The 22,862-nt window shown below is 43.4% G+C and carries 15 protein-coding genes; 9 read left to right on the top strand and 6 right to left on the bottom strand.

Going from position 1 to position 22,862, the window contains the following annotated elements:
- Positions 1–9 precede the first annotated feature (9 nt).
- From MLE17_RS15065 to MLE17_RS15050, 4 genes are all read right to left on the bottom strand, one after another.
- Complete coding sequence (locus MLE17_RS15065) at positions 10–921, bottom strand: CDP-alcohol phosphatidyltransferase family protein (protein WP_243349538.1); 912 nt, start codon at positions 919–921, stop codon at positions 10–12.
- A gap of 199 nt (positions 922–1,120) precedes the next feature.
- The gene (locus MLE17_RS15060) at positions 1,121–1,969 is read right to left on the bottom strand and encodes a hypothetical protein (protein ID WP_243349537.1); all 849 of its coding nucleotides are present in this window, start codon (positions 1,967–1,969) and stop codon (positions 1,121–1,123) included.
- 30 nt (positions 1,970–1,999) lie between these two features.
- Positions 2,000–2,698, bottom strand: coding sequence for an NDP-sugar synthase (locus MLE17_RS15055; RefSeq protein ID WP_243349535.1), 699 nt, complete (start codon positions 2,696–2,698; stop codon positions 2,000–2,002).
- Between the two features lie 4 nt (positions 2,699–2,702).
- Positions 2,703–3,326: a viroplasmin family protein gene (locus MLE17_RS15050; RefSeq protein WP_243349534.1), complete on the bottom strand. Its 624-nt coding sequence runs from the start codon at positions 3,324–3,326 to the stop codon at positions 2,703–2,705.
- 197 nt (positions 3,327–3,523) lie between these two features.
- Between MLE17_RS15050 and MLE17_RS15045 the strand changes: the two genes are divergently transcribed.
- A complete protein-coding gene (locus tag MLE17_RS15045) occupies positions 3,524–4,063 on the top strand; it encodes a shikimate kinase (RefSeq protein ID WP_243349532.1) in 540 nt (179 codons plus the stop codon).
- Positions 4,064–4,117: 54 nt separating this feature from the next.
- Positions 4,118–4,933 carry a metal ABC transporter permease gene (locus MLE17_RS15040; protein ID WP_243349628.1) on the top strand — a complete coding sequence of 272 codons (816 nt, stop codon included), beginning with the start codon at positions 4,118–4,120 and terminating at the stop codon, positions 4,931–4,933.
- Positions 4,934–5,053: 120 nt separating this feature from the next.
- Here MLE17_RS15040 and MLE17_RS15035 read toward each other — a convergent pair whose 3' ends face one another.
- On the bottom strand, positions 5,054–5,845 hold the full coding sequence (locus tag MLE17_RS15035) for a helix-turn-helix domain-containing protein (protein ID WP_243349531.1): 792 nt from the start codon (positions 5,843–5,845) through the stop codon (positions 5,054–5,056).
- A 91-nt stretch (positions 5,846–5,936) separates the two neighbouring features.
- Here MLE17_RS15035 and MLE17_RS15030 point away from each other — a divergent pair, with 91 nt between their 5' ends.
- Positions 5,937–6,446 carry a phenolic acid decarboxylase gene (locus MLE17_RS15030; protein ID WP_243349530.1) on the top strand — a complete coding sequence of 170 codons (510 nt, stop codon included), beginning with the start codon at positions 5,937–5,939 and terminating at the stop codon, positions 6,444–6,446.
- A 195-nt stretch (positions 6,447–6,641) separates the two neighbouring features.
- On the opposite strand, the gene MLE17_RS15025 is transcribed toward MLE17_RS15030, so the two are convergent.
- Positions 6,642–9,197 carry a T9SS type A sorting domain-containing protein gene (locus MLE17_RS15025; RefSeq protein ID WP_243349529.1) on the bottom strand — a complete coding sequence of 852 codons (2,556 nt, stop codon included), beginning with the start codon at positions 9,195–9,197 and terminating at the stop codon, positions 6,642–6,644.
- Between the two features lie 579 nt (positions 9,198–9,776).
- Between MLE17_RS15025 and MLE17_RS15020 the strand changes: the two genes are divergently transcribed.
- The 6 genes from MLE17_RS15020 (at position 9,777) to MLE17_RS14995 (ending at position 22,254) form a co-directional block, all read left to right on the top strand.
- Positions 9,777–10,370 carry an RNA polymerase sigma-70 factor gene (locus tag MLE17_RS15020; RefSeq protein WP_243349527.1) on the top strand — a complete coding sequence of 198 codons (594 nt, stop codon included), beginning with the start codon at positions 9,777–9,779 and terminating at the stop codon, positions 10,368–10,370.
- 73 nt (positions 10,371–10,443) lie between these two features.
- Entirely contained in the window at positions 10,444–11,382 is a 939-nt protein-coding gene (locus MLE17_RS15015) for a FecR family protein (protein ID WP_243349526.1), read from the top strand.
- 217 nt (positions 11,383–11,599) lie between these two features.
- Entirely contained in the window at positions 11,600–14,746 is a 3,147-nt protein-coding gene (locus MLE17_RS15010) for a SusC/RagA family TonB-linked outer membrane protein (RefSeq protein ID WP_243349525.1), read from the top strand.
- A gap of 16 nt (positions 14,747–14,762) precedes the next feature.
- Complete coding sequence (locus MLE17_RS15005) at positions 14,763–16,754, top strand: RagB/SusD family nutrient uptake outer membrane protein (protein ID WP_243349524.1); 1,992 nt, start codon at positions 14,763–14,765, stop codon at positions 16,752–16,754.
- Between the two features lie 143 nt (positions 16,755–16,897).
- Positions 16,898–20,299, top strand: coding sequence for a TonB-dependent receptor (locus tag MLE17_RS15000; RefSeq protein ID WP_243349523.1), 3,402 nt, complete (start codon positions 16,898–16,900; stop codon positions 20,297–20,299).
- Positions 20,300–20,310: 11 nt separating this feature from the next.
- Positions 20,311–22,254 (top strand): RagB/SusD family nutrient uptake outer membrane protein, encoded by a 1,944-nt coding sequence (locus MLE17_RS14995; protein ID WP_243349522.1) that lies wholly within the window; start codon positions 20,311–20,313, stop codon positions 22,252–22,254.
- The last annotated feature ends 608 nt before the right edge of the window (positions 22,255–22,862 follow it).

Here is a 22,862-nt window from a genome sequence, read left to right as displayed (position 1 = left end):
GTAGAGTTTCTAAAACTCTTCCCGAAGTATTTTAGCAGAAAAGTGCTTACAAATTGATTCATGGCGAATGACCATGTAAACCAACAGTGCATTCAGAACGGTTAATTCAAACACAAAATAAAGCCAGGGTTTTCCGATAAATAAGGAGATAAACAGGGCGATCACCCGCGTATTGAACGACAGGATATTGGTATATTTCATCAGCGGTTTGCTGGCTCCACGAAACTCTTCACGCAGTTTTACCGGTAATTCGTCGTTGTATTTTTCCTTCAACAAAGCCACAAACTTTTGCATGGAAGGGGCGAGTTTCTCCTGTCCGCGGGTATAGCCGATGTAGAAGTAGTGACCGAGTTTATCCACAAAGTCATCTCTCCAGGACATTGCATCGTATTTTTTCTGGATATCAGCACTTTGGTCAAACTCGCTTCCGTTTTTATTTTTCAGGAAAAAGAGGTGGAAGTTGCGGTAATAATCCGCCATCGAAGCCTGCTTCGAATGGAAATATCCGGTTCCGGCTGCCAATGCCCAAATCAGAATGGTTCCACCTTCCTGCTGGAAACGCAGGCATATTGCAATGTATATAGCTGCAAACCAAACATCTCCGCAGAATCCATCTAACCAGCGCCCCAACGGACTTTTGAGTCCGGTCATGCGTGCCAGTTGCCCGTCTGCGCTGTCAAACGAATTTGCCAGCATGAGCAAAAGCATGCCTATAATATTGGTCTTCAAATCAGGAAAATAAAACAACCATCCCGCAGCTGCTCCGATGAACATCGAGGCTATGGTAATTGAATTGGGGGTTATCCCCAACCGCTGAGCCAGCAAAGCCCAACGATACCCTATCGGACGGTAAAAGACCAAATCGAGCCACTCTTCGGTATCGGCTGATTTTAAGGTAGATTCTAATGTCGGTTTACTCATTGATTTATAAGATATATATGTCTTGCACGAATGGTCATTTAAATATAGTTCTGTATGCAGCCGTCGATAAACGCTTGTCGATGTCGTCGATAAGTACTTATCGATGCCTGTATAGTGCCCATGTTCCCGGTTGTCATTCCCTCGAAATTGTGAATAAGGATAATGCTGATAGGAATAACAATAGATTCATAGCTCTCCTTTAGCTCTCACCCGATAAAAACATTACTCTACCAGCGATTGCTTTAGCAGCGATTTCCCTACAAGGCTTAAAGCTCGGAAAATCATTGAAATCAATGATCCGTATTTTACCATCCGGAGCAATAATGGCATCACCTCCCCAAATATCGAGTTGGAGGACATGGGCTGCACTATGGCTGATTTTGGCAAACTCAGTCTCAGAGAAAGCATATTTACGCGGCTCGCCATTCACCTCCTCTTGCCCGAATTTGCTATGATTCATTTCATAGGGATAAAACCAGAAGAAGAACGGAGTTCCGCTTACCCCATAGAATTTGACTAAATCTCCTTCGAGGTGCTCGTTAACCACTATCTGCGTACTACCCCGTTTTGCAAATCCGGCCAACTTTTGATTAAAATCAGCTTCCGTCTCTACAAAACAGACATCATCTGCACTTATTGTGTGGGCATCGCAACGTTTGAGCCATAATTGGGGAAAAGGCGTAATTGGAGTAAGGGAATCGGTGGAAATGACCACCGTGCGGGGTTGAGGAATATCGGCTTTTGAGAATAATCCGGTCATGGGCAGCCGACCGCAGTTATCAATTGCCCGGGTGGAATTGATCACCCGGCAACCAGATTGTTCCAGCTCCTTCAATTTAAGTAAAGTGGAATGATGGCGTGCCATGTGGAAAATGATTTGTTCCCCATTGTCTGCGGTCAGGAATTCCTCTTCTTCATAGAGATTTACCTGAAATCCATTTATCCGCAGATTTTCCACGCAAAGCGCAAATATCGCCGCATCATTATCTACATGATTCGGTGAAAACTCCTTACGGCGTTTTATACCTGCAATAATTCTGTTCTCCATTTGACTCCTTTTACTACTTCGGATTCCCTATTACTCCTTATTTCCAAACGCTTCCGCCTTCTCAATATCCCCGGCATGGTCCACGTCGATGATTTTGGAAAATGGCATTGCTTTCAGGTGTAATCCGGCATGAACCAGTTCCCGCTGGAATTCGCGCATACGGAGTTTACCCGTCTCCATGCAATGCTCCAGTACTGTCAATGCCTTTGGGGTCAATCCATAAATGCCACCTGATATATATGTGCAATCCACATTCCGGTCATGAAATCCGGTGATGGTGAGTGATTCGTCTGTGCCGACGTAGAGCGGTTTTTCATCGTCGATAAAGTCCGTTACCGCCATTAGGCCGTCCAGCGTGTTATCTGATTCGAAGGCCCCGATATACTTTGCAAATTCATCTTCATGAAAAATAGTATCGACTGTGGTCAGGATAAATTTCCCGGAATGAAGATAAGGGGCCAGTGCAGCAAAGCTGTGCATGGAACCGGGTGTGCTTTTTACAACGCAATGCAATGGCACCGGAAGCTGCATTTGGGCAACAAACTCCTGCACCTCTTTCATCTCTTCGTTGATGATGAGGCTGATGGACTCGGCATGATTATTCCAAAAAATACGGATTAACCGTTCCAGCAATGTTTCTCCGTTGATTTTTACCAATGGTTTGGGGGATGTGATTCCTTCTTCTTTCAGGCGGGAACCTTCTCCCGCGGCGATAATGGCGTAATGCATGAATCTATTTCCTCCCGAAATCCGCAGGAATCTCTCCCCATACCTGGGTTTCCCACTTCATGATTTTTGTAGAATATGTATTGTTGGCAAGCCACTTCTCGGCACGCTCAATCAGGTCGAATATCGGACCGTTTTTCTCCGTGTGTTCCAGTTGGGTTTTACACTTCTTGTTGCGTACCCACGCAATGGCGCTGATGCTGTCAGAATAGATGGGCAGCGAACTGTTCTTTTGTTTGAGCAGGGCAAGACCGTGTACGATAGCCAGAAACTCACCGATGTTATTGGTCCCGTCTTCGTACGGGCCGATGCGGAACAGCTCCTGTCCGCTACGTACATATACACCGCGGTACTCCATCACTCCCGGATTTCCCAGGCAGGAGGCATCCACGGCAATGCTTTCTATGATGTAGTTGCCGGTGGGAGTTGCTGGCTTTTTAGTCTGGTTCTGGCGAATAGATTGGTAAAAGCCTGCTTCAAAAGCTTTTTCGGCTTCGTCACGGGTAGCAAAGGATTTGTATTTCGCCCCTTCGTAGCCATCCACCTGACTCTTGCATTCGGCCCAACTGTGGTAGATGCCCGGGTCGTGCCCTTCCCACACCACGTAATATTTTGTACCTTTACTGCTCATTTTCTCTGATTATATTTACAAAAATAGAGATATTTATCCGGCTGGAGGCAAAAAGAGCTAATTTTGCCGGACGCGGATGTATATCACAGAGAAAACAGAGAACAGCACAGAGGGCCACAGAGTAGATACTTTACATAACTCTGTGGTTCTCTGTGAAAAACTCCGTGGCTCTCTGTGATACCTAAAAAAGTAAGACAATGAAACGAATTTTCCTCATGGGATATATGGGTGCGGGTAAAACGACAGTGGGCAAGAAGCTGGCGCAGCGTCTGAACCTCTCTTTTACCGATCTCGACTGGTTTATCGAGCACCGTCACCACAAGACCATCAACCAGATTTTTGCCGATAGCGGTGAAGCAGGCTTTCGTAAAATTGAAAAAGAGGCGCTACACGAAGTGGGTGAATTTGAAGACGCATTGATTTCAGTCGGTGGTGGTACTCCCTGCTTTTTTGACAACATTGAGTTTATGGGAGAAAATGGCATTTCCATTTACCTGAAAGTGAGTCCGACAGTATTGTCAGAACGTCTTTGCCAGGCCAAGCAGTCACGCCCGTTACTCAAGGATAAGTCGGATGAAGAGATTCTTGCCTTTATCACGGATGCCCTCGCCAAAAGAGAGCCTTTCTACGAAAGAGCAACGCTGGTCTTTGACGCTTCAGAACTCAACACCCGCGAAGATATTGACCGCATTGTGGCGCAACTGGTTGATAAAATCGAGTCGATGGCAAACAATTGAGCGGAAAGCCTGTTATTGCATACAATGTAACTTACACCACACCTTGTCCTTATGATTGAACTACTTCAATACGATTTTTTCCAGAATGCTCTGATAGGCGGGATATTGGTCAGTATAGCTTGCGGAATTGTCGGGGCATACATCGTGGTTCGTCGTCTGGTTTTTATCAGCGGGGGGATTACGCACGCTTCATTCGGAGGAATCGGGTTGGGAGTATTTCTCGGGATGAATCCGGTCTTTACCGCTTGGTGTTTTGCTATTGCATCCGGCTTTGGGGTAGAATACTTATCTACCAAACATAAACTGAGGGAAGACTCTGCCATTGCAGTGCTTTGGGCTCTGGGAATGGCTCTGGGAATTCTTTTCCTATTTCTTACCCCTGGCTATACGGTGGGCATGAGCGAATTCCTGTTTGGTAATATACTGACGATTACAGGCAAAGACATTCTATTGTTTGCCGCTCTGGCTGTGGCTTTGATTCTTACCTTTGGGTTGCTTTACCGCTCCATTCTCTATACCGCATTTGATGCGGAATATGCCCGTATCCAGAAACTGCCAGTGAAATTCATCGAATATCTGATGATGTTTTTCATCTCTACCACCATTGTCTTTTCCATCCGTCTGGTGGGAATTGTTCTGCTGATGTCGCTGGTCACCATTCCCCAGATTACAGCCAATATTTTTACTTACGACTTCCGCAAAATCATCATCTACTCTGTACTTATCGGTGTAGTTGGCTGTCTGGTTGGTCTCTTTATCTCTTATTTCCTCAATGTTCCTTCGGGGGCCTTTATCATTCTGGTCTTGATTGCTTTTTATGGTATGGGTAGAGGTGTGAAGGCTGTAATGAGGAGAAGAGGGGTGGAGTAAAATATTGGCTTTCCCGGAATTCGCCTCTTCTTCCCGATCTCCCTTTGCACTCGACCGCTGCGGTCAAGAATTGCGCTAGGCACAGACTGCATGTCATTTATACTTGCGTGAAAGAGGGGATTATGGACTGATGCTGTTATTACTATTCTTTTTGAGGTATTCGCTCGGTGTATAACCGGTGAATTTTTTAAAGGTCCGGCTGAAATTGCCGGCTGAATTGTAGCCTACATCATACGCCACCTGCTCAATATGGCTGGAATGTTCTGCGAAAAGCTCCAGTGCTTTCACAATCCGGATATAGTTGAGACAATTATTGAAGCTGATATTTTCCTTCTTAAACAGTCGTGTCAGATTTCTTTCTGTGAACCCAAATTCGGAAGCCACAGTCTTCAGGCTGACATCCTCTTTGAAATTCGACTTTAAGTACTGCATCACATGAGCGAGTCGCTCATTACGGGGAGTAATCAATCCTTTCACCGGAAATGAAATATCGGAACTGCCTTGTTCCAATACACGCAGGAAAGAACCGGTAAATCTGAATAATACTTCGTGCTTCTTTTTATCCAGCACATGAGCTTGTTTACTGATGTACCTTATATTTTCTATAATGAAATCATTGGAGTTGAATACGATTAGTTCTTCATTCTTCATCGGCTCTGGATAATAGATTAAGAACATCTTAACCTGCTCATTTCCGCTCCGCAAACTATGAGCTCTGCCTCGGGGTATTATCCCGATAAATCCTTCAGGCAGAAAGTACTCATATTCACCCGTATGCACGTACAACGTTCCCTTGATCATGTATATCAATTGATTATGGCAAGGGTGGATATGTGTCTCCAACGATAAATACTCAATTTGGGTAGCTTGTGTATAGATGCACTCTTTTTCCATTGCTCCGGCATTGTTCATACTTGTCCTTTTTTGTTAAGAATGTGTCTATATCTACAAGTAGCGCCTATTCTTACTTGTCTAACTTCGTATCGTAAATATATAAAATGAAATGGAAACAATTAAGGATCTAAATGAGTTTTTAGGCGGCCACTTTCTTTACACCTACGCAAATGGCTGGAACTACGAAATGTATGTAAAAAATGAAGATACGATTGATTATCGGATTCATAGCGGCATGGTGGGTGGCCGTTGGGTGCGCAACCAGAAAGTACACATCGTGAAGCTGGTGGACGGAGTTTTTAAGATTGCCTGGACCGAACCTACCGGTACAGATGTAAGTCTGGACTTTATCCCGAATGAAAACAAACTGCACGGCATTATCTTTTTCCCAAAATGGGTACACGAACACCCTGAAATCACCGTATGTTTTCAAAACGATCATATCGGGCTGATGGAAGAGTCCCGCTTAAAATATGAAACCTATCCCAAATATGTAGTTCCCGAGTTTGGACAAATCTTTTTCAAAAAGAACGAAGGGCAGAATAACGAAAAGGTTATTGCGGAAGCTCCTTACGAAGGAATGATAGAGAAAATCGTCAGTGGGGAATTGACTTTTTAAAGCTATTTTGTTGAGTCCGCTCTGAAAAACTTTGTTTCCAAGGCGGGCTCAACAAAATAAACACACCGGAAGGACATGTCGCCGCAGAGCTCAAGACTATTGAATTTTACAGGTTCATAGACATGAAAAAGCGGCTCCGGAATTCACCGAAACCGCTTAATGGAGAAAGAAGATATTCTACTTTCTCCCTTGCGACTATCTCTTTATGATGGACTGTTTGATTACCTCTTTTTCAGAATAAAGTTTTACCAGATAACTTCCGCTTTTCAATCCGCTCATGTCTAATGATTTAATAATTACTGACTTGCTAAGCATCAAGGTTCCGTTTACACTGTAAACTTCTGCTTTGTCCACATTGAGATCAGATGAAATAGAAAGGCTGTTTACCACAGGATTAGGATATAGCTTCAGTTCTGAAGTCTCAGAACTTTCTACTCCCGATGTTCCGAACGAAATACTCATATAGAACAAGTAACTGGAACCACTTCCCTTCAGAATGGTATGCGAACCGGCAGTCAGATTTAATGTAATCATTCCGGCAGAAGGAGTGTAAGTTGTTCCGTCAATTTTTACTGTTCCGGTGTAAGCGCTGTTGAATACCAATGTCAATGTACTTGAAGCTGCGGTGGTAAATGCAATGTTGGTGCTGGATTCCATTTTCAGACACTGGGTGAGTGCCAATCCTGCATAAGTAACCGAACCATAGCTGGTAGAAAGATTGCCATTGATGGTATAGAATGTGCTGGCTGTTCCCGATGCTGTAAAGTTTTGAATCATATCGCCGGTTGTTGTACCACTTGTTGATACGGTGATGGTTCCTGAGCCGGTTGCCGGAGTACCCGTTGAACCTGTAGTGGAAATGGTGTATGAAACGGTTGCCGTGGGAGTTCCCGAAATGGTAATGGTTTTAGCGGTAGCATCTTTTATATAGTCAATGCCAGAAGCGGACAATCCGGTCACAGTGGCATCTGTAGCATCACCGCCCCAAGTGAAGACAATCGGGCTGATTGCTGAGCCACTCGCAACGGTTTGGTGGTTGTTGGATGGAGCGCTCAGTGTCTGGCTGCTGCTTGATGAGCCGCTTTCGCCCTGTACCGAAACCAGCGTGGTGGCGTAGTTTGTAATTGCTGCTTTTAAAGGTGCATTTACCAGATAAGAAGCATCATCCACACTGTTGTCAAACGTCCATTTCAGGTCACCGCCGTTTACGCGTCCTGCGTATTGCATCACTTTGGCTTTAGCAACCTCCGGAGCATCGGGAACCAGCGTTTTTACGTATAAAGCGGCATCGGTGTCGAAGTTGTTGTAGGTATTGGCTCCCTGATACGATTTGACCGAAGCCGGAACCTGTTCGTCTCTTGATGTTGTCAGGTAAGCGTCGAAATCAACCGTTGAACTGATTACTCCGGAGATATTATATGCTGCACTAGGATCTCCATAAGCCACAAAACGCATATTATTTGTGCCAATGGAAGCATCAAACGTATTGTTGAACGCCTTGATTATACCGCCATCTTCACCGGAAAATGTCCCCATATTTGTCGGGTCGTTTTTCTTCGTGGTCTCATTCCACACATCGGTTCCCTGCATCGAAATCATCATCGGGTGTTTGCAGTTCCTGTAATAATTCCCTTCTACGAACAGGGATGAGCCCATCGTTGAGCCAGAGCCATATTTGGCATTACCGTCAAAGTAATTATTGTAAATATGAGCGGAATAGAAACGGACGCGCGGATGTCGCGAGTCAGAATGGTCGTACCAATTGTGATGAAAAGTGACATACAATCCGGTGGTAGTACCTTCACTTAGTCCCAACAGGTTGCATTTTCCGTTATCCCAGAAGTGGTTGTATGAGAATGTCACGTAAGTAGAACCTTTACAGTCCAATGCTCCGTCCCCTTTTATCTGGTCGGCGTCACTTCCTGCATTTCCATAAAACATATCGCAGTTATGTACCCAGATATGGTCATTATCCTGCTGTAATCCGAAATCATCACCTGCAGTGCTGTTACAGTTCATGGCAGCAAGGTTTCGAACCTCAATGTTGGTTGCGCCTTTCAGTCGCACTCCCCAGCCGTTGCAGACAGCATCGTTACCAACTCCCTCAAAAGTAATTGAACCGGATGCGTTATTAGCATTCTCAATACATATATCGCCGTCAGCCATATAGCTCAGATCGGTGATATTGCCTATCAGTCGAACGATTAAAGGACGGTTGTCTTTCCCTTTCTTAAAACCATCCAGGATAGTTTGTAAACCAACACATGGATTAGTCGTGGCTCCGGTCACTACAAGCGAAACGGTATTTTTATTGTTTTCGGTAATATAGACAATGACTGCTCCGTCTTTGGGCGTACCATCAAGTTTGTACCCTCCGGGGATGTGACCGCCTTCAAAAGCAAAGCCACTTCTGTCCTGAGCCAGTACAGTCAATGCTCCGGTAGTGGTGGCTGTTCCTTCCACTCCCGAAATGACAGGTGCCACTTTGAGGGCATAGGTTCCTGCTTTGAGTCCCATCACATCTGCGCGATAATAAGTGCCGTAACTGCGAATAAGTTGATTGTCAATCTTTCTATCGGTAATTCCCTCTCCGCTGTAATAGACGTTGTAGCTCTGTGCTCCGGCGACAGGCTGCCATTTTATATAGGCTGATTCTAACCAACCGGAGGATTCATTGAGTGTAACACTTTGTGCTGATATAAATACCGGAAAGAGTAGGGTAAATGCGAAAAGAAGTAGTAGGTTTTTCATGTAGTTAATGTATTGAATTGTACAATAAGGTTGGTTGCCTCGTTCAGATTGCAAGATTACTGTTTTGCTGGCATCCAGATGTGTACATTTTGGTATAGAGTGTGTCATTTTTGGGTTTAACCTGAAGAGAAGTATGATAAGCCGGTTTATATATCATCTTGATAGACGGATGTTCCGATGATGCTCCGGGGTTGTTCCGCTGATGATAAACATATATTCCTTACATATCACATAGACAATTCATACATATTTCATAGATATCCCATACTTATTAAGTATGGGATATCTATGAAAAAATATTGGAAGAATCATACCTATAGCTATGTACAATATACTAACATCAGCGGAACATCATCAGAGCAAGCCCGAAGCAACCATGCATCATAAAAGGCCGGAGTAGGGAAATATTCCCGTTTATTTGCCGGGAATGGTGGGTGAACACAGGCTTGTAGTAATCTGTTCAATTAAAAACGATAACCTAATAATCAAAACATCAGGGTAATCCGTTTTTGCTACTCCATCATTTTTCAAAGTATGACATCAAAAAAAAGGGAGTAGTTTTGTAACGATTAACCTTCTATGAAAGCATACGAGTATAATTCCGAAGATCTGACAAAGCTAAAACAGGGTGACGAGCGGGTATATGCAGCCATATACCGGACTTATTTCCCTCGTTTTCGTAGTTTTGCCAACTCGTATGTGCGGGATGAGTTTGTTGCCGAAAATATTGTGCAGGATGCCTTTACCACCCTTTGGGAAAATAAGGAAACGCTGGCTGACAACTCCAATGTACTATCTTATCTGCTCACAATTATTAAAAACAGAGCCCTAAACCACCTTTCACACCTCCAGACCCGTTATGCTGTGGAAGAGAAGCTGCTCTCACAGCAGACCAGAGAGATCGAACTTCGATGCCTTACCCTGCGTGCTACCGATCCTGAATCTATCTTCAGCAATGAAGTACAATCTCTTATCCGTCAGACTTTAGACAAACTTCCTGAACAAACCCGCCAGGTGATTGAAATGAGCCGCTTTGACAATTTAAGTAATAAGGAGATCGCTCTGCGCCTGAATATCTCCGTCAAAGGTGTGGAATATCACATTACCAAAGGCCTGAAATCTCTTCGTATTGGCCTGAAAGACTACATGTCTGCCTATACTTTCTTTTTCTGAAAAAAAAATCGCTATTCCCTTTAGGGGTATCTTATTGTAATCTGTTTACATATCAGAACCAACTCCTACATCTATGAACAGGGAAATATTTGTCCACTATTTTAAAGGCCAGATTTCTTCGGAAGATGAAAAAATTCTGCTCGACTGGATCGACGAGTCCGAGGCGAATAAGCAGGAGTTTATCGAAGCCCGTCGTGCCTGGGATATGTTGATTCTGACTACTCCGGTGGAGACAGAACAGCGTGTCGTTCGTTGGAATTTCCGTCGTATTTCACTTGAAATCGGTAAAATCGCTGCGGCGGTTATTGTAGTTTCAACGATTGCATTTGCATTATACAAAAGGCAGGAACATAATATGGCCCAATTCAGCCAAACGATTGAAGCACCCGCCGGTCAGATGGTAAAGGTCACTTTGCCTGACGGGACGAAAGTCTGGTTGAACAGCAGAACAAAACTCTCTTACAACTTTTCATACGGGAATGTAACAAGAAATGTGAAGCTTAACGGAGAAGCATTTTTTGAAGTTGCTCACGATAAGAAACACCCGTTTATTGTTTCGGCAGGACGATATGATGTAACGGCGCTGGGAACGGCTTTTAATGTTTATGCTTATAACGAAAGTGGTGAAGACCTTTTTTCCACCAGTCTTATCCGGGGAAAGGTTAGCGTAGCCAATACCTCTACAAATGAACAGGTTATCCTGACACCCAATATGAAAGCTGAGGTTGACCACGGAAAACTGAAAGCGACATCCACATCCACTGCGGAAGATATGCTATGGAAAAGCGGAGTTTATTCATTCAATAATATGACTCTGGCTGATATCCTTGAACGGCTTGAAAGATATTACGATGTGACTATCGTTATTCAAAATAAGAACATCCTGAGCAGTACCTGTACAGGCAAATTCAGGAAAAACGAAGGAATTACCCACATTCTGGATGTAATAAAGGCGGAAGCCAACTTCAGATACCAGTACAACGCTGAAAAACAACACGTAACGATATACTAATAGGTAGTTTTTTATAGTAAAAAAGGCTGCTGAGTACAGCAGTGATTGTTTAGGTTAGAGATTTATCGGGGAAAAAGCCGCCCCGGTTTCTCTCTGTTTTTTTGATGTTAACCAAAATCTAATTGAGGCAGAAAATATTCCTGTTAACCCATTGCTATCCATTGTATGCTACGAATTTATGTAGCTTAAATTCAATCTAATATGTAAACTAACATTTATGAGAAACAAAACTCTTACAACGAAAAGAGCCTCCGGCTTCTTTTTATTCAAGACGGTCTGTTTATTTCTATGCTTAATGACCGCTCAATTAGCCTTCGCACAGAATGTCACTGTGAAAGGAACCGTGAAAGACAGCCAGGGAAATCCGCTTCCCGGCGTAACCGTTGCCGTACAAGGTACTAAACAGGGCACCATAACCGACATCAACGGACACTACACTATCTCTGCTACATCGGCAAAATCAGTTCTCTCATTTACATTCGTAGGAATGGAACCACAAAGAGTGACAGTGGGTAATCAGCAGACTATCAACGTAAAACTGCAAGACTCATCGGTTTCGCTTGGTGAGGTTGTGGCAATTGGATATGGAGTCGCTAAAAAAAGTGATGTAACCGGTTCACTAACCAGTGTAAGTGCAAAGGATATTAAAAAAATGCCTGTGACAAATGCTCTTCAGGGTATGCAAGGTAAAGCAGCCGGAGTGGATATTACCTCAAATGAACGTCCTGGTGAAATGGGTAAAATTCAAATTCGAGGAGTTCGTTCTTTTGCAGCAACAAGTGACCCTTACATTATTGTTGACGGAATTCCACTATTATCAGGAGGTCTTGAGTCAATTAACCCCTCCGATATTGAGTCTGTAGATATCTTAAAAGATGCATCTGCTGCGGCTATTTATGGTTCACGAGCTGCCAATGGTGTTGTTTTGGTTACAACTAAGAAAGGAAAAGCAGGTAAGTATACGTTGAATTATTCCGGTTCTATGACTGTTGAAAATATGTATGATCGTAGTCAAATGATGAATTCCGCTCAGTATATTGATTTTCGCAGATGGGCATATAGACGTATGGGAGCAACAATAACTCAAGATGGGTATACAAATGGTGGTTATCCTAGTACTCCGACAGAAGCAGCTGATAAAGTTATTTTCGGACAAGATCCATATGCTTGGGCGAATGTCCAAAAAGGCTGGGCAAGCGGAACTTGGGATGGTAGTTTAGTTCCTACAACTGATTGGACCGGAATGGTATTACAGACAGGTGTAACTCAGGATCATACTTTAAGTGTAAGTGGAGGAACAGATAAAATGAAATCTTATGCCTCTGTTGGATATTTAAATCAACAAGGAACTCAACTTGGACAAGGATATAAAAGATACAATACAGCCCTCAAAGTTGATATAACTCCTACTAACTGGTTTACAATGGGGGTTAATATTAATGGTTCATGGAGTGAGCAACAATATGGTTACAAAGCGAGTGGATCTGGAGCAGGTAATCTATATTTTGCAGCTGCAGGCATGCTTCCTTATGCAGTTCCATACAGAGAAGATGGTTCCAGGATCAATTATCCAGGAGGAGATGTGAATATTCTAAATCCGATTGGAGAAGAAAAGTATAGTACTAACCAACGTAACGTATTAAGAACTTTAGCAAGCGCTTATGCTGAAATTAAGTTTATGGATGGTCTGAAATATAAAGTCAGCTTTAGCCCTGATATTTATAACAGAACAAATGGTATTTACTATGATAAACGTTCGATGATGCGTGGTGGCGGTGAAGCTGGTTCAACTGATCAGGCCCGATTAGATAAGGAGCTTGATTTTACTTGGACATTGGACAACCTTATTACTTATGATAAGACTTTTGCAAAGAAACATTCTGTAAGTGTTTCCTTACTTCAAAGTAGCCAGTCATTTCATAGAGAATCCTCTAGTATGACTGCTGAAAATCTTCCTTATGAAGGTCAGAAATGGAATCAACTGGGTTCAGTTAGTACATTGTCAGCATTTGGTTCTGATTTATCTGAATCAAAAATGTTGTCATATATGGCTCGCATAAACTACGGATTCAATAATAAATACTTAATTACAGCATCTACTCGCTGGGATGGAGCCTCTGTATTAGCCGAAGGTTATCAATGGGGAGACGCTTTCCCTTCATTGGCTCTTGGATGGCGTATTGAGCAGGAAGATTTTATGAAGTCACTTACCTGGATTGATCAATGTAAGCTTCGTTTAGGTATTGGTACGACAGGTCAATCTTCGATTGATCCTTATACGACTAAAGGTATTCTTACTCCATTGTATTATACTTGGGGTGCAACAACGGATGTTGGTTATGTACTGTCAGATGCTACTTTAGCTAGTCCTTCAGCTTTACCCAATAAAAAGTTGAGTTGGGAGTACACTACTCAACGAAATATTGGTTTGGATTTCAGTGTGTTCAAAGGCAGAATTAACGGTTCGGTTGAGTACTATACTTCTAATACGAAGAATCTTTTAATGAAAAAAGCCGTTCCATCGATATCTGGTTATACCTACGGATGGGATAATATCGGAGAATCTGCTAACAGGGGATTTGAAATCACTTTAAACACAACTAATATCAAGACAAAGGATTTTACCTGGACTTCTAATATCAGTTATGGTGCAAATAGAGACAGAATTGTATCTCTTGCAAATGGTAAAGTAGATGATGTTAACAACCTTTGGTTTATCGGTCAAAGAATAGGAGTTTACTATGATTATAAGAAAGTGGGGGTTTGGCAAAACAATGATGCTGATGCAGCAGAACTGGCAAAATATACAGTTGCAAATGGAAAAGTCGTATTCAAACCAGGCGATATTAAACTAGCTGATTTGAATGGTGATTATAAAATTGATGCTAATAATGACCGTCAAATTATAGGACATTCCAGCCCAGACTGGACAGCCGGTTTTAACAATACATTCAGCTATAAAAACTGGGATTTATCATTCTTTATATATTCTCGTTGGGGTTTTACTGTACTTGGTGGAGCTGAAGCTCTTCAGGGACGTTATGCTCAACGTGTAGTTGATTACTGGACTCCAAATAATCCAACTAACGATTATCCGGCTCCAAACTATGGAAGTGCAGCTGGTGACTCATACAAAAGTTCAATGAATTATCAGGATGGATCATTTATTAAGATGAGAAACATTTCTTTGGCATACACTATTCCATCAAAAGCTTTGAGTAAGTTTAATATTTCAAACCTTAAACTTACAGCTCAAATGATGAATCCCGGATTATTGTATGCAAAATGCAAATGGTTGGATCCGGATTTGGGAGGCTCAACCTATAACCGCGGTTTTGTATTCGGACTGAATGTAGAATTCTAATCTAAAACTCAATACTATGAATAAGCTTAAGAAATTAATATATTTCAGCCTGATACTTTCGGGCTCAATGCTTGGAACGACAGGATGCTCCGATTTTCTAGAAGAAGATGCATCTCACAAACTTACAAGCCAGTATTACACCACAACTCCTGGACTTGATGATCTTGTTACGGGGATGTATCAAAACCTTAAGTTCCATTTTAATTATGAATGGGCATATGCAACCACGATTTATGGTACTGATGAATTTAGTGTAGGTGGTGATAGAACCTGTGAAATGTGGAACTCTTATGGTACTAATCTTAATTCTGCGTTGTCTCTTTTCAATGCTGATCCTAAGTCTGTATGGGATAACATGTATGGAGGTATCAACTCTGCCAATACCGTTATAGAGAATGTACCGAAGTATTATGATCCAATCTCGGCTACAAAGAATACCAGATTAGGTGAAGGTTATTTCATGCGGGCTTTTGACTACTTCAAATTGGTAAAACAATATGGTGGGGTACCGCTTAAACTGACTCAAACAACCGATATTCAGTATGAATATACCCGCAACAGTGCGAAAGAGGTTTATGATCAAATTATCAGTGATTTTACCGAAGCATATAAATTACTTCCTGCAACACCGGAAGCTACTGGAAGAATTACAAAATGGGCGGCTGCGCACTTCCTTGCTAAAGCTTATTTGTATCGTGCCAGTGAGTTGTACAGTGACTGGAATGCAGAAACTAAAACAGATGATTTGAATAACGCCGTCCGTTATGCCGATTCTGTGATTGTAAGAAGTGGAAAAACCTTAGCACCGAATTTTAGCGACTTATGGAATTTTACCACTCCAGACGGTGCTAATGAAAAATTGTCGGAAATTATCCTTGCGGCTCAATTCTCCAATAATACAACCACTCAGGGGCGTTTTGGAAATCAGTTGCATTTACATTTCCCCTCAATTTACAATAACCTGGCAGGCATGCAACGTGACTTATCCGGCGGTCGTGAATTCCAACGATGCAGAACAACAGATTATGCAATTGATGTGTACGATCGGGTAAATGACTCTCGTTTTTGGAAAAGTTTCAAGACCTGCTATTCTTGTAATAAACCTGCAAGTGCACCTAAATGGACTACTCAATATGCTCCAAGTAATGATATGGTTGGAAAATTTAAATTCTCCGCTAATGAAACCTCAATTCAGTACATTGTAAATGATGCCGGTGATGCAAGATATACGTCTGATAATATTAATTATCTTGCTCCACATACGTTTGTTCGGTATTTTAATGGAGAAGCTCAGAATTTGATTGGATCACATGGTAATTATGGTAAGGTTTCTCCTACACGTTATGTTGCACTAAGCAAGTTTATGGATGGTTCAAGAAATTCAGTTGCCTCTCAGTTTGGTCAGAGAGACGGTATTTTGGCTCGTTTATCTGAGACTTACTTGATTGCAGCTGAAGCATATGGCCGTCTAGGAAAATACGCTGAAGCATTACCGTACATTAATACAGTTAGAGATAGAGCTGCCTATAAATCTGGAGAAGATCGCTCATTCTATGTCGATGGTGGAGTATCCTATAAAACTAATACAGTTGCAACTACCGGTGTTACTGCATTTTCTTATTCTGATAAGAATACTTACTATTTATCGAATAATATTCCTGTCACTACTGCAGCTTCTAGCCTGCACCTGAATAGTGTGGACGACATCTTTAACTCTACAAAAGAGTTTTATAACGTTTTGGGAGCAGCTTCAAATGCAGATAAATTTCTTCAGTTTATTTTGAATGAACGTTCTCGTGAGTTGATGGGTGAATTAATGCGCTGGGAGGATTTATCCCGGACTAAGACATTGATTTCACGTGCAACACTATTTAATGATGAAGCTAAACCAGTTGATCCTAAACATTATCTTCGCCCTGTTCCGCAATCATTCCTTGATGCGATTCAAAAAAGCGGACGAGCACTAACTGCTGAAGAAAAAGCAGCAATGCAAAACCAGGGCTGGTAAAAAAAGAAAGATTTAACCTCTATAGTAGTTATTAAGCCTGCATATCTGATGAATTCAGATATGCAGGCTTTTATATTTTCTCTTTTAAAGTATCCGATTTCTGTTCCAGATTATTATCTTTGAAACAAATAATACTGATAACCATGAAACTTAAGACAGTATTTTTTGTCATAGAATTACTACTAATATCAATAAACAATTGCCTTGCACAAAACCAGAAAGTTACCTTAAACCTAAAGAATACCCCAATCAAAGAACTTTTCAATGAGATAGAAAAGCAGACCGACTACCTCTTCTTTTTTTCCAAGGATAAAATAAATACCGAACTGCTCACAACGGTATCAGCAACCAATAAGCCGGTGACAGAGGTGTTGAATGATGTCTTTCGGGGAACGGGGATGCGGTTTACTCTTGTAGAGAACCATATCGTTGTGACCAATGAGCCGACGGTGAATGTCGCCGACGAAACAAATAACCGGAAACGGAAAATAACCGGAATTGTCAGAGGTCCATCAGGTGATCCATTGATTGGTGTCAATATTCGTATTAAAGGATCGGCCATTGGGACTATCACCGATAATACCGGTCATTTTTCAATGGAGGGAATATCTGAAAAGAGTGTGTTGCAATTTTCCTATATCGGATTTTCTACGATGGAAAAAGTGATTGGGAAAAACGCAATACTGGAGGTAACTCTTCAGGAAGCAGCCAAGACATTGGAAGAAATCGTCGTCATCGGTTATGGACAGGTCAACAAAAGCGATGTGACGGGAGCACTGGCCTCTGTCACCAGCAAGCAGATAGAGGCCATTCCGGTAAAAGATATCACTTCCGCTCTACAAGGTGCTGCGGCCGGTGTGGATATTGGCAATACAGCAGCGCAACCCGGTTCGCTTCCCCAGATTCGTATCCGCGGATCCCGTTCCATCACAGCAGGCAATGAGCCCCTGTATGTACTTGACGGCATTCCTTTGACAGGAGGCATTGCAGAGATCAGCCCCGGAGATATCGAGTCGATGGAGGTACTGAAAGACGCGTCGGCAACGGCTATCTATGGTTCACGCGGGGCGAATGGCGTGATTTTAATTACATCAAAGAAGGGGATTAAAGGAGTTTCAACCGTCTCTTATGACAGCTACCTTTCCATAGACAACCGGTTGGTACAGCCAGACATGATGACCGGTGGTGAGTTTGCAGAGATGGTGCGTGAAGCCAACCGTGCAGCAGGCAGATATAGTACACCTTATCCTGATCCACAACAGGACTATTACGGTTTCTCCACCTTCTATGCAACAAGAGATCCAGCAGGATGGGCGCAAATCGCCCGTGCTTATGAATGGGTGGACAAGGCTAATCTTATTCCCAAAATACGGGCCACGACTCCAACCGAGAAAGCGATGTGGGGAGTCAATGAAGTACCGGTGTATAACGCATCCAACGTGGGTGGATACGACTGGCTCTCCCACGCGCTACGAACAGCCGTGACTCAGAATCACCAGTTCAGCACCACGTTTGGCAACGACAAAGTCAGGGCACTATTTTCTGCTGCTTATCTTGATCAGCAGGGGATTGTAAAGACCCAGGGTTATCAACGACTCACTTTACGACTGAATACCAACTTTCAGGTCAATGACAATGTGAAATTTGGTGTGCAGAATATGGCTTCCCTGTCAGTGAAAGAGACTGATGTCGATATGTTTGCCAAAATGACCCGTCAGGTACCCTATGCGGTGCCTTATGATGAAAACGGAAACTTTATCGAGTATTCGGGTGGGAGCGGGCGCATCTATAATGCGATCAATGATCCGAAATACAGCTTCAATGAAGACCGGACTACCCGTTATGTGGGAACCATTTTCGGAGAAATCAAACTGCCGTTGGGATGGAGCTTCCGCAGCAATATCGGGCTGGACTTCAAATTGCTCCGTAACGGGCAGTTTAATGATATTGGAGCGACCAATACTCAGGTCAGCGTGATTACCCAAAGTAATGCCCGGTATTACGAAAATCAGGATATCGCTTTTACCTGGGATAATCTGCTCTATTACGACAAAAAGATCAAAAACCATTCGGTCGGTCTCACGCTGTTGGAGAGTATGGAGGGGGCCTGGACGGAAGGTTCTGAGATACGGGCATCCGGACTTCCTTATTCATCTCAAAAGTGGTTCAATATCGGTTCGACTGATAAGAATGCTGCCGACTACTTTGGCTCCTGGTACAGCCATCAGGCGCGTGAGTCCTTTATGGGGCGGTTGAATTACAGCTACAATAACCGTTATCTGCTGACAGTTTCGAATCGTTGGGACGGTTCGTCGGTACTGGCAGAGGGGCATAAGTGGGCAGCCTTTCCCTCGATGGCCCTGGCCTGGAAGATGCATGAAGAGGATTTTCTCAAAAACAATAAAGTGATCAATAGCCTGAAGCTTCGCATCGGGTACGGACAGACTGGCAACTCGGCCATCAATCCTTACCAGACCGGCGGAACATTGGTCCGCACTGTGTATGTATTTGGAGAATCTGCCGCTTCGGGTTATGGTTTCGGCTCGTTGGGAGCTACCCAGGGCAGTATGGCTAATAAAAGACTAGGTTGGGAAAAGACTTCGCAATACAACCTCGGTGTTGATTTCGGTCTCTGGAAAAACAGGGTCAGCGGTACGGTTGATCTCTATCTGGCTAAAACGTATGACCTCCTGTTGAATCAGATTATCCCTTCCACAAATGGATTTACCTCGTGGATCAATAACATTGGCGCTACTCAAAACCGCGGTATCGAAGTGTCGTTGCATACTGTCAATATCGATAAAAAGAAACTGACCTGGACGACTGACGTTACATTTACCAAAAACAAGGAAGAGATCGCGGCATTGTCAAACGGCAAGCAGGATGATATTGCCAACCTTTGGTTTATCGGACAGCCTATCACCGTTTTTTATGATTACCAGTACGACGGAATCTGGAGCACTTCCGAAGCCGATAAAGCAGAAATGGCAAAGTTTGCAGCAAAGGGATCCAGCTTTTCGCCCGGTTCTATCCGCATTAAAGACCAGAATCACGACTATAAGATCGATGCGAGTGACAAAGTGATTCTTGGCACCGGCGTCCCGAAATGGTCAGCCGGTATGACCAACACTTTTTCCTATAAAGGCATCGAGCTCTCCTGTATGTTGTTTGCCCGGATCGGACAGATGTTGAACAGTAATTACTATAAACCTACCTTGTCTGGCATTTTTCAATGTCGCAATGTAAACTACTGGACGCCCTATAATCAGGATGCGGAGTATCCCCGACCGAATGTGTTGCAGGAATCTCCCAATTATATCTCTTCCATGGGGTACCGCAAAGGCTCTTTTTTAAAAGTGAAGAATATAGGCGTGAGCTATGCAATTCCTAAAACCTGGACACAAAAACTCCAAGCAAAGAAGCTTAGTCTTTACCTGAAAATGGTCAACCCGTTTGTTGTCTCGGATCACTTTGAAGGATTGGACCCGGAAGGGGATATCATGAGCTATAAGAGTGTTGTGTGTGGAATTAAGCTATCTATTTGAAATCCGGAAAAATGCACAAGAAAATCTCAATATTATATTTCCTTCTGACAGCCATGCTGTTTTCCTCCTGCAACGATTACCTGAAAGAGGAACAGGTGAGTACCCTGACTGCCGATTACGTCAAGTCCGAGCAGGGGATAGAGGATCTTACACGAGCCTGTTATGAAGGGGTACGCTTTATCTTCAGTTATGAATGGAGCTACTGCCTGACCAGTTTTGGCCTGGATGAATATACCTATGGCTCGCAGACCACTTGGTTTTATTACAATACCTATGATCCGGCCAACTATAATTCTGCACCGCCTGGAAGCGGTGGTATTGTTGAATTATGGAATGTTACCTACGCCATGATCAATAACTGCAATGCTGCAATTGACGCAATTCCGCAGGTGCAGTTTGAGAAGAATCCGGCCAATGCCACGATCCGTTTGAGTGAGCTGCGTTTTCTGCGTGCCTTTTACTATTTCAATCTGGTGCAGCAATACGGAGGCGTTCCATTGGTGCTGAAAAGCTCCACCGAACCGCAATGGGAATTTACCCGTGCTTCGGTGGCAGACGTGTATAAAACCATCATTTCCGACCTGCGATATGCGGCAGAAAATCTACCAGAGACCACTACCGATTATGGTCGGGCTGTACAGGGGGCGGCTTACCACTATCTTGCGAAGGTTTACCTGACCCGTGCCAGTGCAGTGCAGGAAGAGCGGGGGATGCGTCCGACCGATCTCGATAGCTGTATCTACTTTGCCGACCGCGTAATCAAGAGTAACCGGTATGCACTGGAGGAAGATTTTGGCCAGATTTATGGCGTGCCTGTTTATACCCGTTCGAGCAACTCTTATGCACTCTCTACCGGGAAAAACTACCGGAGCAAAGAGGTGATCTTCTCGGCTCAGTTTGATGATGCCAAAGCCAATATGGGACGTTATGGTAATTCGTCTCACCTCTACTGGCTTATCCAGTATGACACGCAGGCCGGAATGACCCGCGATATGTTTGGCCGCCCCTACCGGAGGATGACCGTGACCGATTATGCGCTGGATGTTTTTGACCGGGAAAATGACTCCCGTTTTTCCAAAACCTTCAAACTGATGTTTAACAGCAACAGCAAGGCCAGTGCCGATAATAATACCTGGACGAGTGTGAATGCCCCCACACCGAATATGGTGGGTAAGCCCCGCTTTGCGTTGGGGGATACAGCTTTTGTGTTGGTGTTGAATGACAGCCTGCAGACGCTTACCGATAACGAGTTGGATAAGAAGTTTCGTTACAAGGTGTGGCCGCGTTATAAGAAAGATTTTTCGGGAAAAGTGGTGAGCGGATTTACCCGTGATGTCTCTCCCTGCATGATCAAGCAGGTGGATCCTTACCGTGCCAGTGTCAATGAGACGATGGGAACCAAAGACGGCATTCTGGCCCGACTGGGGGAGACTAACCTGATCATCGCAGAAGCTTATGGTCGTAAAGGGGACTATCAAACTGCCTGCGATTACATCAATGTGCTGCGTAAACGAGCCGCCTTCAAGGAAGGGGAAACGAAGCCCCTGCACTGGTACTTCGAAGATGGGTTAAATATGAATTCAACCGGAACTTATGACAAGATCAAAGTGACACCGGAATATTTTACCACGTCAGGCTACGATCGTCAGGAGATGTTTGATAAGGTAAATGCGCAGACCCCGCAGGAGCGCTTTATCCACTTTATGCTCAATGAAAGGACCCGCGAAATGACGGGTGAGCTGAACCGCTGGACTGATCTGCAACGCACGGAGACGTTTTATCTCCGCACCAAAGCCTTCAATCGATTCCCGAATGCGAAGGAGAGCGATGCGACCAACCTCCAACCGTATCACTGCCTGCGCCCGATACCGCAATCCTGGCTCGACGCCATTCATAAAAATGTCAGGCCACTCACAGCCGATGAAAAGAAAGCAATGCAGAATACGGGATTCTGAGAGTTACATTACGAGGTTTTTGATGTAGATGCCTGAGCTTGCCGGGAGACTGTTTTCAGGCAATGGCTAAAGCAGAGCTTTTTCCAAACGGCAGCATGTGGACGGTGCTTAAAGGGGAATTATTCAAAATCCGAAATTGAATATTTAAAAGTGAAAGGATACGAGTGCAGCACTGAACTATCTTTGCTATATAGATGAATTAGAAGTGCCGGAAGATAGTTGTACTACAGAAGTAACCCTTCACTCTTTATATAACAATGAAAACCCTTGAAGACCTAAAAACTCAATTGCAAAGATCCTCTTCTATTGAAGACGCTATTTCTATCCGAATCAGGATGATTGAATTGAAACGTGATTTCAACAAACATGATCATTCGATTTCTCCAATTAGTGATATGTTGAATCGTATTTACAAAGGGAAGAAATTAGTGCTTAAATCATGATTGATTATTCTCTTCTTCCGGATTTTAGACTATACATAACTCTGCCTTTATCCGGATGTAGATTCTTCTGAGCCTATTAGCTTGTAACCAAAACCTAAGAATCCCCTCTGACACGAGGTTAGCGAAGCGAACCTCGTGCTGGAAATTCAAACAGCTTGTGGCTGT

The organism is Parabacteroides sp. FAFU027 (assembly GCF_022808675.1).
GTDB lineage: Bacteria > Bacteroidota > Bacteroidia > Bacteroidales > UBA7332 > CAXXIC01.
This window is presented reverse-complemented; position numbering and strand designations above follow the sequence as displayed.